16 protein-coding genes are annotated in these 16,029 nt (G+C 66.1%); 11 read left to right on the forward strand and 5 right to left on the reverse strand.

What is annotated here, in order from left to right; translation table 11 throughout:
* The first annotated feature begins 11 nt into the window (after positions 1–11).
* Both ACZ1A1_RS13460 and ACZ1A1_RS13465 read left to right on the forward strand, forming a co-directional pair.
* The gene (locus ACZ1A1_RS13460) at positions 12–965 is read left to right on the forward strand and encodes a ring-cleaving dioxygenase (protein ID WP_463620327.1); all 954 of its coding nucleotides are present in this window, start codon (positions 12–14) and stop codon (positions 963–965) included.
* Between the two features lie 67 nt (positions 966–1,032).
* A complete protein-coding gene (locus tag ACZ1A1_RS13465; protein ID WP_463620328.1) occupies positions 1,033–1,590 on the forward strand; it encodes an NADPH-dependent FMN reductase in 558 nt (185 codons plus the stop codon).
* 184 nt (positions 1,591–1,774) lie between these two features.
* Here the strand turns inward: ACZ1A1_RS13465 and ACZ1A1_RS13470 are convergent, their stop codons facing one another.
* Together ACZ1A1_RS13470 and ACZ1A1_RS13475 are read right to left on the reverse strand one after the other, a co-directional pair.
* Entirely contained in the window at positions 1,775–3,331 is a 1,557-nt protein-coding gene (locus tag ACZ1A1_RS13470) for a VOC family protein (protein ID WP_463620329.1), read from the reverse strand.
* A gap of 152 nt (positions 3,332–3,483) precedes the next feature.
* Complete coding sequence (locus ACZ1A1_RS13475; protein ID WP_313193652.1) at positions 3,484–3,702, reverse strand: hypothetical protein; 219 nt, start codon at positions 3,700–3,702, stop codon at positions 3,484–3,486.
* Between the two features lie 657 nt (positions 3,703–4,359).
* On the opposite strand from ACZ1A1_RS13475, the gene ACZ1A1_RS13480 reads away from it, so the two are divergent.
* Positions 4,360–5,754 (forward strand): efflux transporter outer membrane subunit, encoded by a 1,395-nt coding sequence (locus ACZ1A1_RS13480; protein ID WP_463620330.1) that lies wholly within the window; start codon positions 4,360–4,362, stop codon positions 5,752–5,754.
* Positions 5,755–5,831: 77 nt separating this feature from the next.
* Here ACZ1A1_RS13480 and ACZ1A1_RS13485 read toward each other — a convergent pair whose 3' ends face one another.
* Positions 5,832–6,536, reverse strand: a complete 705-nt coding sequence (locus ACZ1A1_RS13485; RefSeq protein WP_463620331.1) for a GntR family transcriptional regulator — start codon at positions 6,534–6,536, stop codon at positions 5,832–5,834.
* 105 nt (positions 6,537–6,641) lie between these two features.
* Between ACZ1A1_RS13485 and ACZ1A1_RS13490 the strand changes: the two genes are divergently transcribed.
* A complete protein-coding gene (locus ACZ1A1_RS13490; RefSeq protein ID WP_463620332.1) occupies positions 6,642–7,481 on the forward strand; it encodes a fumarylacetoacetate hydrolase family protein in 840 nt (279 codons plus the stop codon).
* Between the two features lie 70 nt (positions 7,482–7,551).
* Here ACZ1A1_RS13490 and ACZ1A1_RS13495 read toward each other — a convergent pair whose 3' ends face one another.
* Together ACZ1A1_RS13495 and ACZ1A1_RS13500 are read right to left on the reverse strand one after the other, a co-directional pair.
* A complete protein-coding gene (locus tag ACZ1A1_RS13495) occupies positions 7,552–7,713 on the reverse strand; it encodes a hypothetical protein (RefSeq protein WP_162911383.1) in 162 nt (53 codons plus the stop codon).
* Positions 7,714–7,822: 109 nt separating this feature from the next.
* Entirely contained in the window at positions 7,823–8,464 is a 642-nt protein-coding gene (locus tag ACZ1A1_RS13500) for a thermonuclease family protein (RefSeq protein WP_463620333.1), read from the reverse strand.
* Positions 8,465–8,628: 164 nt separating this feature from the next.
* On the opposite strand from ACZ1A1_RS13500, the gene gst reads away from it, so the two are divergent.
* The 7 genes from gst to ACZ1A1_RS13535 all read left to right on the forward strand — a co-directional run bounded on the left by gst (position 8,629) and on the right by ACZ1A1_RS13535 (position 16,018).
* Positions 8,629–9,231: a glutathione transferase gene (gene gst / locus ACZ1A1_RS13505; protein ID WP_463620334.1), complete on the forward strand. Its 603-nt coding sequence runs from the start codon at positions 8,629–8,631 to the stop codon at positions 9,229–9,231.
* A 284-nt stretch (positions 9,232–9,515) separates the two neighbouring features.
* A complete protein-coding gene (locus tag ACZ1A1_RS13510) occupies positions 9,516–11,009 on the forward strand; it encodes an NAD-dependent succinate-semialdehyde dehydrogenase (protein WP_463620335.1) in 1,494 nt (497 codons plus the stop codon).
* 75 nt (positions 11,010–11,084) lie between these two features.
* Positions 11,085–12,128 carry an amino acid ABC transporter substrate-binding protein gene (locus ACZ1A1_RS13515; RefSeq protein ID WP_415215400.1) on the forward strand — a complete coding sequence of 348 codons (1,044 nt, stop codon included), beginning with the start codon at positions 11,085–11,087 and terminating at the stop codon, positions 12,126–12,128.
* Positions 12,128–13,252, forward strand: coding sequence for an amino acid ABC transporter permease (locus ACZ1A1_RS13520; protein ID WP_463620336.1), 1,125 nt, complete (start codon positions 12,128–12,130; stop codon positions 13,250–13,252). The genes ACZ1A1_RS13515 and ACZ1A1_RS13520 overlap by 1 nt, the downstream gene beginning before the upstream one ends.
* Positions 13,249–14,328 carry an amino acid ABC transporter permease gene (locus ACZ1A1_RS13525; protein ID WP_463620337.1) on the forward strand — a complete coding sequence of 360 codons (1,080 nt, stop codon included), beginning with the start codon at positions 13,249–13,251 and terminating at the stop codon, positions 14,326–14,328. The genes ACZ1A1_RS13520 and ACZ1A1_RS13525 overlap by 4 nt, the downstream gene beginning before the upstream one ends.
* Positions 14,329–14,330: 2 nt before the next feature.
* Positions 14,331–15,032, forward strand: a complete 702-nt coding sequence (locus ACZ1A1_RS13530; RefSeq protein ID WP_463620338.1) for a GntR family transcriptional regulator — start codon at positions 14,331–14,333, stop codon at positions 15,030–15,032.
* Positions 15,029–16,018 (forward strand): phosphotransferase, encoded by a 990-nt coding sequence (locus tag ACZ1A1_RS13535; protein WP_463620339.1) that lies wholly within the window; start codon positions 15,029–15,031, stop codon positions 16,016–16,018. Before ACZ1A1_RS13530 ends, ACZ1A1_RS13535 begins: the two co-directional genes overlap by 4 nt.
* Positions 16,019–16,029 lie beyond the last annotated feature (11 nt).

The following is a 16,029-nucleotide window of genomic DNA, read 5'->3' on the forward strand; positions in this document are numbered from 1 at the left end:
GAGGAGTTATCATGACCCTTGAGCTCACAGGAATCCACCACCTGACGGCGATCACCGCGAACGCAGCGGAGAACCTGCGCTTCTATACGCAGGTACTCGGCCTGCGCCTCGTCAAGAAGACGGTGAACCAGGACGACACGACCGCCTACCATCTCTTCTATGCCGACGGCCTCGCCTCGCCCGGCACGGACCTCACCTTCTTCGACTGGCCGGTCGGCCATGAGCGCCGCGGCACGCACAGCGTCTCGCGCACGGGCCTGCGCGTCGCGAGCCTTTCGACGCTCGAATGGTGGAAGGCCCGCCTTGCCGACCTGAAGGTCAAGGCCGGCGATATCCGCGATGTCGGCGGCCGCGCCACGCTCGATTTCGAGGACGGCGAAGGCCAGCGCTTCCGCCTGACCGTCGACAATGCCGGCGCGCCGTCCAATCCCTGGAAGAAGAGCCCCGTTCCGGCCGAGCACCAGATCAAGGGCCTCGGCCCCATCACGCTCAGCGTGCCCGATCTCCGCAACACGGAAATCGTGCTGACCGAGGTGATGAACATGGCGGAGACCTCGACCTATCCCAACCCCGATGGCGCGGGCGAGGTCCATGTCTTCTCGATGGGTGATGGCGGGCCGGCGGCCGAACTGCATGTCGCCGTCGAGCCGGACCTGCCGGTCGCCCACCAGGGCGCGGGCGCCGTGCACCATGTCGCCTTCCGCGCGCCGGACGTCGAAGCGCTGCATGCCTGGACGGAGCGGCTGCGCGGCTTCCGCGTGCCTTCCAGCGGCGAGGTCGAGCGCTTCTACTTCCGCTCGCTCTATTTCCGCGAGCCGAACGGCATCCTGTTCGAGATCGCGACGGACGGCCCCGGCTTCGCCGTGGACGAGCCGCTCGAAACCCTCGGCGAGAGCCTGTCGCTGCCGCCCTTCCTCGAGCCGCGCCGCGCGCAGATCGAGGCCCGGCTGAAGCCGCTCGCCTGACCCGACCGAAACCCCGGCGTGGCAGCCCCCCGCCGGGTTTTTTGCACCCTCACAGCGGAGAAACGACATGACCAGACTGGTGGCAATCTCGGGCAGCCTGCGCAAGGGCTCCTTCAACACGGCGCTGCTGCGCGCCGCCCTCGACATGGCGCCGGAAGGCGTCGAGATCGTCGAGGGCACCATCCGCGGCATTCCGCTCTACGATGCGGACGTGGAAGCCTCCGACGGCATTCCGCAGGCCGTCGCCCACCTCAAGGAGCAGGTGGCCGGGGCCGATGGCGCGATCCTCTTCACACCGGAATACAACAACGGCATTCCCGGCGTCTTCAAGAACGCCATCGACTGGATGAGCCGCCCGCCGGCCGACATTCCCCGCGTGTTCGGCGGCAAGCCCTTCGCCATTGCCGGGGCCTCGCCCGGCAATTTCGGCACGCTGCTCTCGCAGGAAGCCTGGCTTCCCACCATGCGCACGCTCGGCACCGTGCCGTGGTTCGGCGCCAAGCTGATGGTCTCGCGCGCCGCCACCGTCATCGAGGACGGCCGGATCGTCGACGAGGCGACCGAAAGGAAGCTGCGCGATTTCATCACCGGCTTCGCCGCCTTCGTCACCAACTTCAAGGACTGAGACTGCCGGCAAAGTCCGCCCCCCTCTCCTCCGTCATGCTCGGGCCTGTTTCGAGCAGCTGCGGCGCCTCCATTTCTTCGACGCGTTGGCAGATCCTCGGCACAAGGCCGAGGATGACGTCGATGGGCGGGTAAGGCTTGCCGATAAAAAGAGGGCGCGCCTTGCGGACGCGCCCTCTTCTACCTCAGCCGACGACACGTTCCTTGTAGGCTTTCGCCAGGTCCAGGTCGGCGATACCGATATCGTGCCCGGCGGCGAGCAGCTTGTGCTCCACCGTCGCGCCGGCTGCCGCAAGATGCGCCTCGAGGTCGCCGGCATAGCGGCCGTAGGGATCCGCCTCACCGCTCACCATCAGCACGTTCGCGTCGGAAAGATCGGCGGCGGGCACCGTCTCCAGAACGTTCATGCCGCGCAGCAATACGGCGTTGCGGATGATACCCGGATGCAGCAGCATCACCGCGCCGATCATGTTCGCGCCGTTGGAATAGCCGACGAACAGCGTCTTTGCCGGATCGAGCCCATAGGCGGCGTTCGCCCCTTCCATGAAGGCCGCGAAGGCTTCCGCCTCGCTGGCGAGCTCCTTCTGGTCGAAGGTGACGGCCGTCAGGCGGCGGAAGAAGCGCGGATAGCCCTCGTCCAGGCTGCGGCCGCGCGGGCTGAGCAGCACCGCATTAGGCGCAAGCCGCGCGCCGAACGGCAAAAGGCTGGTCTCGTTGCCGCCCGTGCCGTGCAGCAGCACGACCGCGGTGCCATCGGGATTTTCCGGGCGATGCACCCGGTGGATGAAGGGCAGGTCCCGTTCGCTCATTCTTTCTTCTCCGGGCAGGGAAAACTGCGGAAGCCGGGCACGGACATCGTCCGGATCGGCGCGGAAATGCCGGGGAACGAACAGCCTGGTGCCGAGCGTTTCCAGCGGCTCGTCGACCGTCATGCCGGGCGCGTCCGTCGCATATTCGACGAGCGAGCCGCCCGGCTCACGGACATAGAGCGAGTAGAAATAGGTGCGGTCGTGCATGTTGGTGTCGCCCGCATCCTCGGCGGCAAGCCGGACTGCCGCCGCTTCCACGGCCGCCCGGTCCGGCGCCCGCAGCGCGACATGGTCGATCGTGCCCGTGCCGGGCGCCGAGGTCCAGAAGCCGCTTGCATCGCGGATGTCGAGCACGTCGCCCGCATCACCGGCGAGCCGCACGATGCCGTCCGCCTCTGCCGCCCTGCGGAAGCCGAAATACCCGCCGATGAAGGCGGCGGTCTCCGCCGGCTTTTCCGACAGGATCGTCGCGCCACGGATGCGCTGGATGGCGTCGCCCGCCGCGATGTCCTTCGTGACATGCGGCGCCGGACCTTCCACGCCCGTCTCGCCGACGAGCTTGACGATGATGCCGTCCGGATCCTTCAGCCGAAGCACGGGCTCACCGAACTCCTGCGCCGGGCCCGTCATCGCGATATTCTCAGTCAGCGCGCGCGTCAGCCAGAAGCCGATGGCTTCCGGACGGATGGCGAAGGCGATCTCCGACGGCTGGCCGAGCCCGACCCGCCCCGGGGAGCCGTCTTCCCAGGCAAGGAAGGTGACCAGCGAGCCGGGGCTTGCCGCCGCGTCGCCATAGAAGAGATGGAGCTGGTCGGCGTCCTCGTAGCCGGCCGTCCGCTTGACGAGCCGGAGGCCGAGGAAGCCCGCATAGAAATCGACATTCGCCTGGATCTTCCGGGTAATGCCCGTGATGTGATGGATGCCGCTTGTCATGGGGCACCTCCTTTCGCGAGCACCCAATCAGGATTTGGCCATCCGCACCAGCCGGCGCCCGGTGAATGCACTGTCCACAAAACAAGACCGGCCCCGCTGATGGCGAGGCCGGCCGATACCGGCGCCTCGGCGCCGGAGCGTTGGAATCTGGTTCAGGCGGCCGCGATATGGGCCGGCGACATCGCCCGCGCCGAGGCGGACGGATCGTTGAGGAGACGGCGGATCGCGGCGCGCACCTCGTCTGCCGAGGAGAAACGCTGGGAATCCAGGTCCCACACGGAATATTTGACGGCTACGAACTTCAGCCGATCCTCATCGGGAACGACGACGCCGACAGCCTCACCACCGATTTCGATAACCTGCTTTTGCATAACAACTCCTGCCGCGCCCGAAGGCACAGCCAATTCAATTTGCGCTTATTTCGACGGAGGGGACTTCAGTTCACATTCGGCGGAGGGCCGTATGCACTTTCCCTTTGATCGTTTCACGACAGGAGCACGCCACACGCACGGAGGCGATGCAGTTGATATCGTACATGACACACTCCCTCTGGTTGGCGCTGACGCTGAAAAATAGTTGCGTCAGGGACGGACCGAAACAGACGCATGCGGTCCTCATGCGATGCTCCAACACATAAGCGGCTCTCCTTTCCTTGTCAAGGAAATCCGTCGAATTTTGGAAAAAATTGCTGCCGGATTTGTGTGACAATTCGAATCGCAAAATAGTTTTCGCGCTTGCAGCATATTCCAGGAAAATATGTCGCCAAGACGAACATTCCGGGGAAAAGCCGTGACGCAACCCTGCGGCGGCGCAGCAAAGCCCTTGCCTCACCCTATGGGCGAAGATTGCCGCGTTGGGCAAATGCTCCAGTTGCCCATGGGACACACACCGGAAACGAAGCGGGGAAAAAACGCTGTGGGACCATTCTTTTTCGTAATGGAGGCTCGATCTTCCGGTGAAACATGAATAAAGAGTGAATCGCGATTTTGTTGTGTTAATTAAGCCGCAGTGACCGGCAGGGTATGAACATGAATTTCACACGGACGCTTTTCCCTCTGAGCATGCTCCTCCTGTCGGGCTGCGTGGTCGGCCCCGACTACCAGAAGCCCGATGCCGTGCTTCCGGCCAAATTCACCGAGAGCAAGGCTGCGAGCGCCGAGAACGTGACGCTCAATCCGTGGTGGGAAGCCTTCCGCGACAAGCGGCTTAACGACCTCGTGCATCAGGGCCTGGGGGAAAACCTTTCGGTCATGACGGCGCTCGAGCGCATCGAGGCCGCCCAGGCGAACGTCATCATCGCGGGTGCCGGCGGCTTGCCGGATCTCGGCGTCGGCGCGAACGCGGCGGCACAGGGCGGCCACAACTCGGTCTCCAAGAAGACGCTGAGCACCGGAGCGGACGCCTCCTGGCTGCTCGACTTCTTCGGCCAGTATCGCCGCGCCAAGGAAGCGGCGAACGCCTCGCTCGATGCCGCCTATGACGACGTCAATGTGGCGCGCCTCGCCTACCTTTCCGATCTTGCGTCGAGCTACGTGAACGCGCGTTATTACCAGGAAGCGCTTGCCCTGAACCGCAAGAACCTGGAATCGCGCCGCGAGACCCTGAAGCTGACCAACGAGATCAAGGAGGCCGGCGCGGCTTCGAGCCTCGACGTGCTGCAGGCCGAAGGTCTCGTCAACCAGACGCTGGCGGACCTGCCCGCACTTGAAACCGGCTTCCTGCAGTCGGCCAACCATATCGCCACGCTGCTCGGCGTGCCGGCCGGCACGATCACCGGGAGCCTCACGAAGGGTTCGGCCCAGCCCATGCCGCGTTATACGACGCGCACCGGCGTTCCGGCCGATCTCATCCGCAACCGCCCCGACATCCGTGCGGCCGAGCGTCGCCTGCAGGCCGCAACGGCACAGATCGGCGTCAACGAGGCGAACCTGTATCCGAGCATCCAGCTCAGCGGCTCGATCAACGCTTCGCGCGTCTTCACCAATCCCGGCGTGACCAACGGCACGCTCTGGTCCTTCGGCCCGTCCCTCTCGCTGCCGATCTTCAACGGCGGCGAACTGAAGGCACGGGTGAAGGTTGCCCGCTCCGAAGCCGAGCAGCAGTACCTGGCATGGAAGTCGACGGTGCTGAACGCGGTGGAAGAAGTCGAGAACGCCCAGAGCGCGCTGATCCGCGACGGCCAGACGGTCGCCGCCCTGCGCAAGGTCGTGCAGTCCTACGAGCAGACGCTGAACCTTGCCCGCGAAAGCTATCGCGGCGGCGCCAGCACGATCCTCGACGTGCTCGATGCCGAACGCAACGTCGCCTCGGCCCGCCTGTCGCTCGCTTCGGCGATCCGCCAGCTTGCCCGCGACTATGTCTCGCTCAACGTCGCGATCGGCGGTGGCGCGGAGATCGGCTCGCCGACCGTCGCCAGCCGGTAAGCAGTCGGGCGGTCGCCGGGTGCCTCATCCGGCGGCATATATATATATAATGAGAGAATTCGAAGCGGCGGTCCGGCCTAGGCGGGACTGCCGCTTTCGGTTTCGAAGAACGTGTCGAGCGCGGCGGCCGTGCGGCCGTAGTGCTCGCGCAGGGCCGCCGCCGCGCCCTCCCCGTCGCGCGCGAGCGCCAGCTCCATCAGCTGGCGATGCTCGCCCTCGACATCGCGCGCCCCGCCGGAGAGGCTGATCGACATGCGCCGGTAGCGGTCGGCCCGCGAAAACAGCTTCTCGCAGATTTCCAGAAGGATCGGCGATCCGCAGGCCGAGATCAGCGCCGCATGGAAGGCGGCGTGCCGCTCCTCCCAGTCCTCCCGGATGGTCGAGGGAATGTCCTCGCGCACCTGCGGGATGCGCGCGAGAAGGTGATGGGCGGCGATCACCCGCGCCTCCCAGTCCGCATCCCCCTTCTCCACCGCCAGCCGCAGCGCCTCGCTTTCGCAAAGCTGCCGGGCGGCCGTGATGTCGCGGAGCTCTTCGAGCGACAGCGTCGCGACGCTGTAGCCGCGATGATCGTCGAGAATCGTGAAACCTTCCGCCGTCAGCCGCGCCAGCGCCTCACGCACCGGCGTCACGCTCATGCCGCAGAGCGCCTGCAGATCGGCGAAGCGCAGCCGGTCGCCGGGCTTGAACCGCGCCGCGCGGATCGCCTGCCGGATCGCCTCGTAGGCATCGCCCGCCAGCGTCCGCCCGCCTGCCCGCTTCTGGTCCGTCTGACTGCGCATCTTATAAACTCACAAGGATTTTCGAAAATCGTTGACTTCATGTAAAACCGGATGGAAGGTACACGCAACCGAAATCGGCAAGGCCGGCACTCAACGGAGGATACTATGAAGCTGGTGCGCTTTGGCGCGGCGGGCGCGGAAAAGCCCGGACTGATCGACGCGGACGGCAAGATCCGCGACCTTTCCGGCGTGGTGCCGGACATTGCGGGCGAGGTTCTCGGCCGCGCCGGGCTGGAGCGCCTGCGCGCCATCGACCCGAAGAGCCTGCCGCTCGCCCCGGAAGACAGCCGCTACGGCGCCTGCGTCGGCCGCGTCGGCAACTTCATCGCCGTCGGCCTCAACTATGCCGACCACGCCGCCGAAAGCGGCATGGCCGTTCCGAGCGAGCCGGTGCTCTTCAACAAGGCCCCGTCCTGCATCGTCGGCCCGGACGATACAGTCCTCATTCCCCGCGGCTCGGAAAAGACGGACTGGGAAGTCGAGCTGGCCGTCGTCATCGGCGAGCGCGCCTCCTATGTGTCGGAAGCCGAGGCGCTGGACTATGTCGCCGGCTACTGCGTCTGCAACGACGTTTCCGAGCGCGCCTACCAGATCGAGCGCGGCGGCCAGTGGACCAAGGGCAAGGGTTGCCCGACCTTCGGCCCGATCGGCCCCTGGCTGGTCACGAAGGACGAGGTGGACACGAGCGACCTCGCCATGAAGCTCAGCGTCAACGGCGAGCTGGTGCAGAACGGCTCGTCCAGCACCATGGTCTTCAAGGTGCCCTTCCTCGTGCACTACATCTCGCAGTTCATGATTCTCGAGCCCGGCGACGTCATCACCACCGGCACGCCGCCCGGCGTCGGCATGGGCATGAAGCCCCCGCGCTACCTCAAGCCCGGCGACCGCATGGAAGTCTCCATTGCCGGCCTCGGCATCCAGCGCCAGGCCGTGGCGGCCGGCTGACCGGCCGGAATTGCACAGGAACAGAAGGATAAAGCGAGAGGGGCCGAAGGCCCCTCTTTCGTCTCGGCGATCAGTGCACCGTGGCGGGCGACATGTCCTCGTCGAGGATGCGGAAGGCCTCGTCGAGCGCGGCCACCAGAATGTCCGTCAGCTCGTCGGCATCGTTTTCGAGAAGGAAGAGCGCAACCGTTGCATTGTCCGGATCGCTGTAGCGCTCGAGGTCGTTCGACATGTCATTGTCCCCTTTCCAGCCGGCACCATCCCGGTTAACGGAAAGCTTAGGGACGCAGGCTTGCGTCTGGCTTGTGCCGGAAAGACACAAGGTCTGCAAGGTCAAAACATCAGCCGCACCAGGATTGGTGCCGCCCCGCCCAGGGCCGGGCAAAGCCTTCGCGCACCAGCCTCTGGCCGATGGACTGGCCGCCGCGCATCACGATATGCGGCACCGCTCCCGCCTTGCCGGCGGCGCGGCTCCTTGCCGCCACCAGCGAGATGTCGCCCTCGTTGAGAATCTCGCGCAGCCGCAGCTTGGCGTCCCCGCCCCGCGAGCGCTCGGCGTCGCAGCGCGCATCGGAAATCGACGGCGCATCGATATCGGCCAGCCGCACCTTGCGCCCGGCATAGAGGATCGTGCTGCCGTCCAGCACGCAATAATCGGTCTGCGTCGTGCAGATGAACCATTTCCCGGCAAAGGGCGGCAGCTTCTCGGCCGCCGGCACCGTCTGCTCCACCCGTTCGGCGGGCGTCGGCATGGCGCGCACCAGCGCCGTCTCGCGCGCCGGCTTCTTCTCCCTGCGCTCGATGGAGGCGGTGCGGATCGCCGCCGCGCCCTTCTCGGGGCCGGGCGTCCAGTTGTCCATGTAGAGAATGCCGCCGACAAGCGCCGCGCCGAGCACATACCAGTGCGCCATGCCGCCGCCGCGCCGCGCGCCGGAGCGCTTCGCTCCCGAGGCCTTCTTTCGCCGGGTCGTCTTCTTCGCCATCGTCTGTCTCCTGCACGGGACATTGCGACGATCTCTTGAAGATATGGTTACCGATCGGCAACCGGCCGGGATGCGGCCGCCATACACGAAAAATTGTCATCCGCTTTGTTGCCGCGCGCGCCAGACTTGATAGAAGCCCGGCTGCAATCTGACAGGAGATTTCAGTGAAGCTCTACTACAAGGCAGGCGCCTGCTCTCTCGCGCCGCATATCGTCCTCAGCGAATCCGGCTCTTCCTATACGCTCGAAGCCGTCGACCTGAAGGCCAAGAAGACCGAGCACGATGCCGACTATTTCGGGATCAATCCGCGCGGCGCCGTTCCGGCGCTGGAAGTGGAGCCCGGCATCGTCATCACGCAGAATGCCGCCATCCTCCAGTATATCGGCGATCATTCCGACGTTCCGGCCTTCAAGCCCGCCTACGGCACGCTGGAGCGCGCCCGGCTGCAGGAGGCTCTCGGCTTCTGCTCCGACCTGCACGGCGCCTATAGCGGCCTCTTCGCACCCAACCTTTCGGACGAGGCGAAGGCCGGCGTGATCGCCAACATCAACCGCCGCATGGGCCAGTTCGAGGCGATGCTGTCGGACGAAAAACCCTACTGGCTCGGCGACTTCACCCAGGCCGATGCCTATGCCTCCGTCATCATCGGCTGGGGCGTCGGCCTCAAGCTCGACCTCAGCGCCTATCCGAAGGCCCTGAAGCTGCGCGAGCGCGTCATGGCGCGCCCGAAGGCACAGGCCGCCCTGAAGGAAGAAGGCCTCCTCTGATATCTGCGGACCGGAGGCTTCGGCCTCCGGTCCCGCGCCCGGCTGCGCAATCGGCCCACGCAGCCGATGCCCATGGGCGAATGCCCGAAGCTCCTCCAAGCAAGCTTCTGAATTTAAAGCTGGCAGTACGAGCCAGAGCCGCCGCCGCTGCCCCCCCTTTTCCCTCACTTCAAAAAAGACCGGCATTTCACTTGCCGTGACGACGCACGGGGCTTGACTCTTTGTAATTTGATGCTTGTTATAACACTCGACAGATTGTTGGAGTGAACTAGGAACTTTCATCCATGACCGTGCATCAAATTACGCGTCACGCCCTCGTCGGGCGTCTGGCGGACCCTTCCCTGTTGCGTCATCAGGCCTATGTCGACGGCCAGTGGGTGAATGCCGATGGCGGCGACACGGTCGCCGTGACCGACCCGGCGACGGGCCTTGAGATCGGCACGGTGCCGAACATGGGCGCCGCCGAGACCCGCCGCGCCATCGAAGCCGCGGAAGAGGCCCGTCATGATTGGGCGGCGCTCGCCGCCAAGGACCGCGCCGTCGTGCTGCGCCGCTGGTTCGACCTGATCGTCGCCAACCTTCCCGATCTTGCCGCCATCATGACCGCCGAGCAGGGCAAGCCGCTGGCCGAAAGCCAGGGGGAAATCCGCTATGCCGCCTCCTTCGTCGAATGGTTCGCCGAAGAGGCGAAGCGCGCCTATGGCGACCTCATCCCCGCCCCGCGCGCCCAGTCGCGCATCATGGTGCTCAAGCAGCCGATTGGCGTCGTCGCCGCCATCACGCCGTGGAACTTCCCCTCGGCCATGATCACCCGCAAATGCGCCCCGGCCTTCGCCGCCGGCTGCGCGGTCGTCGTCAAGCCTTCCGAATTCACGCCCTATTCGGCGCTGGCGCTGGCCGAGCTTGCCGAGCGCGCCGGCATTCCCAAGGGCGTCTTCAACATCGTCACCGGCGAGGCGACGGCCATCGGCGGCGAGATGACCGCAAGCCCGATCGTCCGCAAGATCAGCTTCACCGGCTCCACCCGCGTCGGCAAGCTGCTTCTGGAGCAGTCGGCCAACACGGTGAAGAAGGTGGCGATGGAGCTTGGCGGCAACGCCCCGCTCATCGTCTTCGACGACGCCGATCTCGACGTCGCCGTGCAGGGTGTCATCAACGCGAAGTTCCGCAACACCGGACAGACCTGCATCTGCCCGAACCGCATCTATGTGCATGAAAACGTCCACGACGCCTTCGTTTCGCGCCTTTCGGCGGCGGTCGGCGCGCTCAAGGTCGGCGACGGCTTTGCGGATGGCGTGCAGCAGGGCCCGCTGATCAACGAGGCGGCGCTGACGAAGGTGGAACGCCATGTCGCCGACGCGCTCGGCAAGGGCGCCAAGGTCGCCACCGGCGGCAAGCGCCATGGGCTCGGCCAGACCTTCTACGAGCCGACCGTGCTGACCGATGTCGACGCCACCATGCTCTTCGAGAGCGAGGAGACCTTCGGCCCCGTCGCTCCGATCCAGCGCTTTTCCGACGAGAAGAGCGTCATCAAGGCGGCGAACGCCACCGCCTCCGGCCTTGCCGCCTACATCTTCACCCGCGACCTCGACCGCATGTGGCGGGTCGCCGAGAAGATCGAGTCCGGCATCGTCGGCGTCAACGAGGGCCTGGTGTCGAACGAGGTCGCGCCCTTCGGCGGCGTGAAGGAATCCGGCATCGGCCGCGAGGGTTCGAAATACGGGATCGAGGAATTCCTCGAGCTCAAATACGTCTGCATCACCCAATCGGCGGCCTGAAGGCGGCCGGAAGTCCATCCCGCCGGCAATGGTGCCTGCGGGCCTCACCTGAATGCGCATGAAAAGGGGAAATACATGAAACTTGCGACTTCACTGAAACTGGGGGTTCTCGCCTGCGCGAGCGCGCTGATGGGCGCCATGTCCTTTGCCGGCACCGCCGAGGCCGGCGCGGCGCTCGACGCCATCAAGGCCCGCGGCAACCTCGTCTGCGGCGTCGGCCAGGCCGTTCCGGGCTTCTCCGCACCGGCCGCCAATGGCGAGCTCGCCGGCATCGACATCGACTATTGCAAGTCGATGGCTGCCGCCATTCTCGGCGACGCTTCCAAGGTAACCTACCGCCAGACCTCCTATTCCGAGCGTTTCGTCCTGCTCTCCTCGGGCGAGATCGACGTTCTGGCGCACGACACGACGACCACGCTCAACCGCGAAGGCGCCCAGAGCGCGCGCTTCGCCTCGCCGAACTATTTCGACGGCTATACCTTCATGGTGCCGAAGTCGCTCGGCGTCGACAGCCCGGACCAGCTTGCTGACGCCACCGTCTGCATCCTGCAGGGCTCGACCTTCGAGGTGAACACCGAGAACTTCTTCAAGTCGCGCGGCCTCAACTACACGCCGCTCGTCCTCAGCGCCTGGGAGCAGCTCGACGCGGCCTTCTTCGGCGGCCGTTGCGACGCCTTCGGCGGCAACTACGGCAACCTCGCCGGCTCGCGCGCCGGCAACGGCAATGTCGACGACTACATCATCTTCCCGAACTTCATCACGCTGGAGCCCTATGCGCCGGCCGTGAAGAGCGGTGACGAAGAACTCTTCCTCGTCGCGCGCTGGGTCATGTTCGCCCTCGTCGAATCCGAGCGCCTCGGCATCACGCAGGCCAATGTCGACGACCTCGCCAAGAACTCGCCGGATCCGGAAGTCAAGCAGCTCCTCGGCACGACGCCGGGCAACGGCAAGGACCTCGGCCTTTCCGAAGACTGGGTCGTCAAGATCGTCTCGTCCGTCGGCAACTACGGCGAGAGCTTCGAGCGCAACCTCGGCAAGGCCTCGCCCCTCAAGCTCGACCGCGGTCTCAATGACCTGTGGACGAAGGGCGGCCTCATGTACGCAGCACCCTTGCGCTGATGCGTAGCGAGCGCCTTCAAAACGCGCTGTTTGTCGCGGCAGCCATCGCAGTTCTTGCGTGGCTGTCGCACAATCTTGCGTCCAACCTCGCCGCCCGCGGCATCACCATCGACTACGGCTTCCTGTGGAGCGCCACGTCGTTCCCGATCGGCGAGTCGCTGATCTCCTTCGGCTCGGGCGACACCTATTTCCGGGCGCTGCTCGTCGGGCTGCTCAACACTATCAAGCTGGCGCTTGCCGCCATCGTGCTGTCCACCCTGCTCGGCGTCTTGATCGGCCTTGCGGGACGCACCGCCCATCCGCAGCTCCGCGCCCTCGCGAAAGCCTATATCGAGGTGACGCGCAATACGCCGCTGCTGCTCATCCTCGTCGTCTGCGCCACCGCCGTGCGCGTCCTGCCGCCGCCGCGCCAGGCCTGGACCTTCGGCGAATCCGTCTTCATTTCCAGCCGCGGCCTCTACATCCCGACGGTGCTTGCCGGCGATGCCGGCCCGGTCCTCGCCGCCGTCGCCGTGCTCGCCCTTGCCTGCGGCGTCCTCTTCTGGCGCGCCATGGTGCGCGGCCGCAACGAGACGGGCCGTTTCCCGCGGCCCGCGACCGGCGGCCTCTTCCTCTCGGCCGCCGCGCTCGTCGGCGTCGTCGTCTATGCGCTCGGCTGGGGCGAGATCCAGAAACCGACGCTGATGGGCTTCAACTTCCGCGGCGGCATGGGCATGACGCCGGAATATCTGGCGATGCTCGTGGGGCTTTCCTTCTATACGTCCGGCTTCATCGCCGAGATCGTCCGCGGCAGCCTCGCCGCCCTGCCGAAGGGCCAGTCGGAGGCCGCCCATTCGCTCGGCCTCAGCCCCATCCTGACGCTCTATCTGGTGCTCGCCCCGCAGGCGATGCGGCTCATGCTGCCGCCGCTCGCCAACCAGTATCTCAACGCCATCAAGAACACGACGCTCGCCGTGCTCATCGGCTATCCGGACCTGGTTTCCGTCGGCAACACCGCGCTCAACCAGACCGGCCGGGCCATCGAGACCGTGTCCATCTACCTTCTGATCTACCTGTCGCTCAGCCTCGTGACCTCCGCGGTCATCCGCTGGCTGGAGAAGCGCGCGCAACTGGTGAAGTCATGAGCGAAATTACCGCGGCCCTCCCCCGCCCCTCCAATGGCGGCCTCGCCGGCCGGCTGCGCCCGTACTTCCATCCGTGGCCGCATGCCCTGCTGACGGTGGCGATCACCGGCGGCCTCCTCTACCTCCTCGCCCGCTTCTACCGCTGGGCCGTCACCGATGCGGTCTTCGGGCAGGCCTCGCCCGAGACCTGCCGGGCGGCGGCGGGCGCCTGCTGGGCCTTCCTGCACGAGCGCTACCACATCATCCTCTTCGGCAGCTATCCGGCCGACCAGTACTGGCGCCCGACGCTCGCCGTCGTGCTGGTGCTCGCCATCCTCATCCTCAGCGGCTTCCGCCGCTTCTGGAAGCCGGCGCTGGCGCTCGCCTGGATCGCCGTCATGGTGATCAGCCTTATCCTGATGGGCGGCGGCGTCCTCGGCCTGCCTTCGGTCTCCACCAGCCGCTGGGGCGGCCTGCCGCTCACCGTCGGCCTTTCGGCCTTCGGCATCGTGCTCGCCCTGCCGCTCTCGGTCTTCATCGTGCTCGGCCGCCGGTCGAAGGCCGCCGTCATCCGCCGCTTCTGCTCGCTCTATGTGGAGATCGTGCGCGGCCTGCCGCTGATCGCGGTGCTGTTCATCGCCTCGACCATGCTGCCCTTCCTGCTGCCGGGCGGCAACCTGATCGACAACATCCTGCGCGCGCAGGTGGCGCTGATCCTCTTCCAGGCGGCCTATCTCGCCGAGGCGATCCGCGGCGGCCTCGAAGCCGTGCCGCGCGGCCAGTCGGAGGCCGGCCACAGCCTCGGCCTTTCCGGCGGCCTGATCTCCCGCCTCATCGTGCTGCCGCAGGCCTTCCGCATCGCGCTGCCGGCGATCATCAACACCTTCATCGAGTCCATCAAGGACACGACGCTGATCAGCATCATCGGCCTCATCGACGTGCTTGGCGGAGCACGCGGGGCGATCGCCGACGGCGCATGGCTGGGCTTCTACCGCGAGGCTTACCTCGTCGTCGGCGGCGCCTTCTTCGTCTTCTGCTTCATCCTCTCCCTCCATTCCCGCCGCCTCGAGCGGGAGTTCTCCAGCGAGAAGCACTAGGCATGGACAGGAAGGAAATCGCGCTGGCGGACGGCGGCTCCATGCCGACCTACAGGACGCTCGTCCAGGATACGCTCAACGAGCAGATCTACCAGCAGATCAAGGAAAAGCTGATCATCGGGGAATTCCGCCCCGGCGACCGGCTTGTACTGCGCAGCCTCGCGGCCGCCCTCGGAACGAGCGTGGTGCCCGTGCGCGATGCGCTGCAGAAGCTCGAAAGCCTCGGGGCCCTGCGCCTCGAACGCACCTTCATCGTGCCGCTGCTGACCATCGCCGAACTCACGGAAATCCGTGACATCCGCGTCGCGCTGGAGGGCCTTTCCGCCGCCCGCGCGGCCCGGGCGGCAACGCCCGAAACTCTCGCCGGCCTGCGCGTCCATTTCGACGCCATGGCGGAAGCCGCGCATGCCAACGACACCAGCCGGTTCCTGCGCGCCAATGCCCGCTTCCACCTGCACATCGCCGACATGAGCAATTCACCGATCCTGCGCGACATGATCGAGCCGCTCTGGCTGCGCATGGGCCCCTCGGTGCGCCTCGCCAAGGCCGAGCCCGGCAAGCTGACCGACGCCATTCCCGACCACGAGACGGCCTTCGCCGCCATCGCCGCGAATGACGCGGCAGCGGCGCGCAAGGCCGTCGTATCGGACGTCGTCAACTGCTTCGGCATCCTCGCGGATTCCTTCCAGGGAGCGGACGAATGACGGCGCGGCTCGACACCGCGAAGGCCGAAGCCCTCACCCTTCGCCATTTCGGCGTCGAGGGCCGCGCGGCGGAGCTCGGCGGCGAGCGAACCCAGAATTTTCGCATCCGCACGGCGGATGGCGCCGGCTTCACGCTGAAGGTCTCCGACCCCGAGGAAAGCGCGGACGGCACCATGCTCGAAAGCGCCGCTCTTCTCCATATCGCGCGCACCGCCCCGGAGATCGCGGCCCCGCGCGTCGTGCCCGCCCTCACCGGCGAAGAGGCCATCTTCCTCGGCGCCGGGGACCGCCGCTACCTGCGCCTGCTGACCTATCTCGAAGGCACGCCGTTTTCCCTCATCGACGCGCCGACCCCGGCCCTGCGTCACGCCATCGGAGACGCCGTCGCCCGCCTCGACGCGGCGCTGGCAAGCTTCGACCATCCCTTTTCGCGCGAGCGCGATCTCATCTGGGACGTCAAGCATATCGCCCGCTTGCGCCCCTTCCTGACGCTAATCGACGAGAAGCGCCGGCCGCTTGCCGAAGCCATGCTCGACCGCTTCGAGCAGGTCGCGGCGCCACACATGGCTGCGCTGCCCGCGCAGGCCGTCCATAGCGACATGAACGGCCAGAACATCCTGGTCGACAGCGACGCGAAGGACCGTCTCTCAGGCTTCCTCGATTTCGGCGACCTCGTCCACGCGCCCCGCCTCGTCGATCTCGCCGGCGCGGCGCTGCTGCAGGTTCGCGGCGGCGAGGATGATTTACGAGATGCCGCCGATGTCGTCCGCGCCTATCACCGGGCCTCGCCGCTAAAGGATCTGGAGATCAAGCTTCTGCCGGAATTCATGATCGCGCGTTGCATCATCAATGTCGTGGTGACGGAAATCCTCGCCGACCGCGACCCGGCCAACCGCCCCTATATCATGAAGAACAATCCCGCCTCCTGGATGCGGCTGGAGCGGCTGTCGTCGCTTCCGCAAAATCCATTCAGGACCGCCCCCTAGAGAACGAAGGT

It is taken from the genome of Shinella sp. R2-11 (genome assembly GCF_055330205.1).

Bases quoted from the DNA above. Each gene is read 5' to 3' on its own strand.
- ACZ1A1_RS13515 (WP_415215400.1), top strand. From the start codon at position 11,085: ATGAAACTTGCGACTTCACTGAAACTGGGGGTTCTCGCCTGCGCGAGC.
- ACZ1A1_RS13525 (WP_463620337.1), top strand. From the start codon at position 13,249: ATGAGCGAAATTACCGCGGCCCTCCCCCGCCCCTCCAATGGCGGCCTC.
- ACZ1A1_RS13480 (WP_463620330.1), top strand. From the start codon at position 4,360: ATGAATTTCACACGGACGCTTTTCCCTCTGAGCATGCTCCTCCTGTCG.
- ACZ1A1_RS13465 (WP_463620328.1), top strand. From the start codon at position 1,033: ATGACCAGACTGGTGGCAATCTCGGGCAGCCTGCGCAAGGGCTCCTTC.
- ACZ1A1_RS13520 (WP_463620336.1), top strand. From the start codon at position 12,128: ATGCGTAGCGAGCGCCTTCAAAACGCGCTGTTTGTCGCGGCAGCCATC.
- ACZ1A1_RS13535 (WP_463620339.1), top strand. From the start codon at position 15,029: ATGACGGCGCGGCTCGACACCGCGAAGGCCGAAGCCCTCACCCTTCGC.
- ACZ1A1_RS13460 (WP_463620327.1), top strand. From the start codon at position 12: ATGACCCTTGAGCTCACAGGAATCCACCACCTGACGGCGATCACCGCG.
- ACZ1A1_RS13500 (WP_463620333.1), bottom strand. From the start codon at position 8,464: ATGGCGAAGAAGACGACCCGGCGAAAGAAGGCCTCGGGAGCGAAGCGC.
- ACZ1A1_RS13475 (WP_313193652.1), bottom strand. From the start codon at position 3,702: ATGCAAAAGCAGGTTATCGAAATCGGTGGTGAGGCTGTCGGCGTCGTC.
- ACZ1A1_RS13530 (WP_463620338.1), top strand. From the start codon at position 14,331: ATGGACAGGAAGGAAATCGCGCTGGCGGACGGCGGCTCCATGCCGACC.
- ACZ1A1_RS13510 (WP_463620335.1), top strand. From the start codon at position 9,516: ATGACCGTGCATCAAATTACGCGTCACGCCCTCGTCGGGCGTCTGGCG.
- ACZ1A1_RS13470 (WP_463620329.1), bottom strand. From the start codon at position 3,331: ATGACAAGCGGCATCCATCACATCACGGGCATTACCCGGAAGATCCAG.
- ACZ1A1_RS13490 (WP_463620332.1), top strand. From the start codon at position 6,642: ATGAAGCTGGTGCGCTTTGGCGCGGCGGGCGCGGAAAAGCCCGGACTG.
- ACZ1A1_RS13485 (WP_463620331.1), bottom strand. From the start codon at position 6,536: ATGCGCAGTCAGACGGACCAGAAGCGGGCAGGCGGGCGGACGCTGGCG.
- ACZ1A1_RS13495 (WP_162911383.1), bottom strand. From the start codon at position 7,713: ATGTCGAACGACCTCGAGCGCTACAGCGATCCGGACAATGCAACGGTT.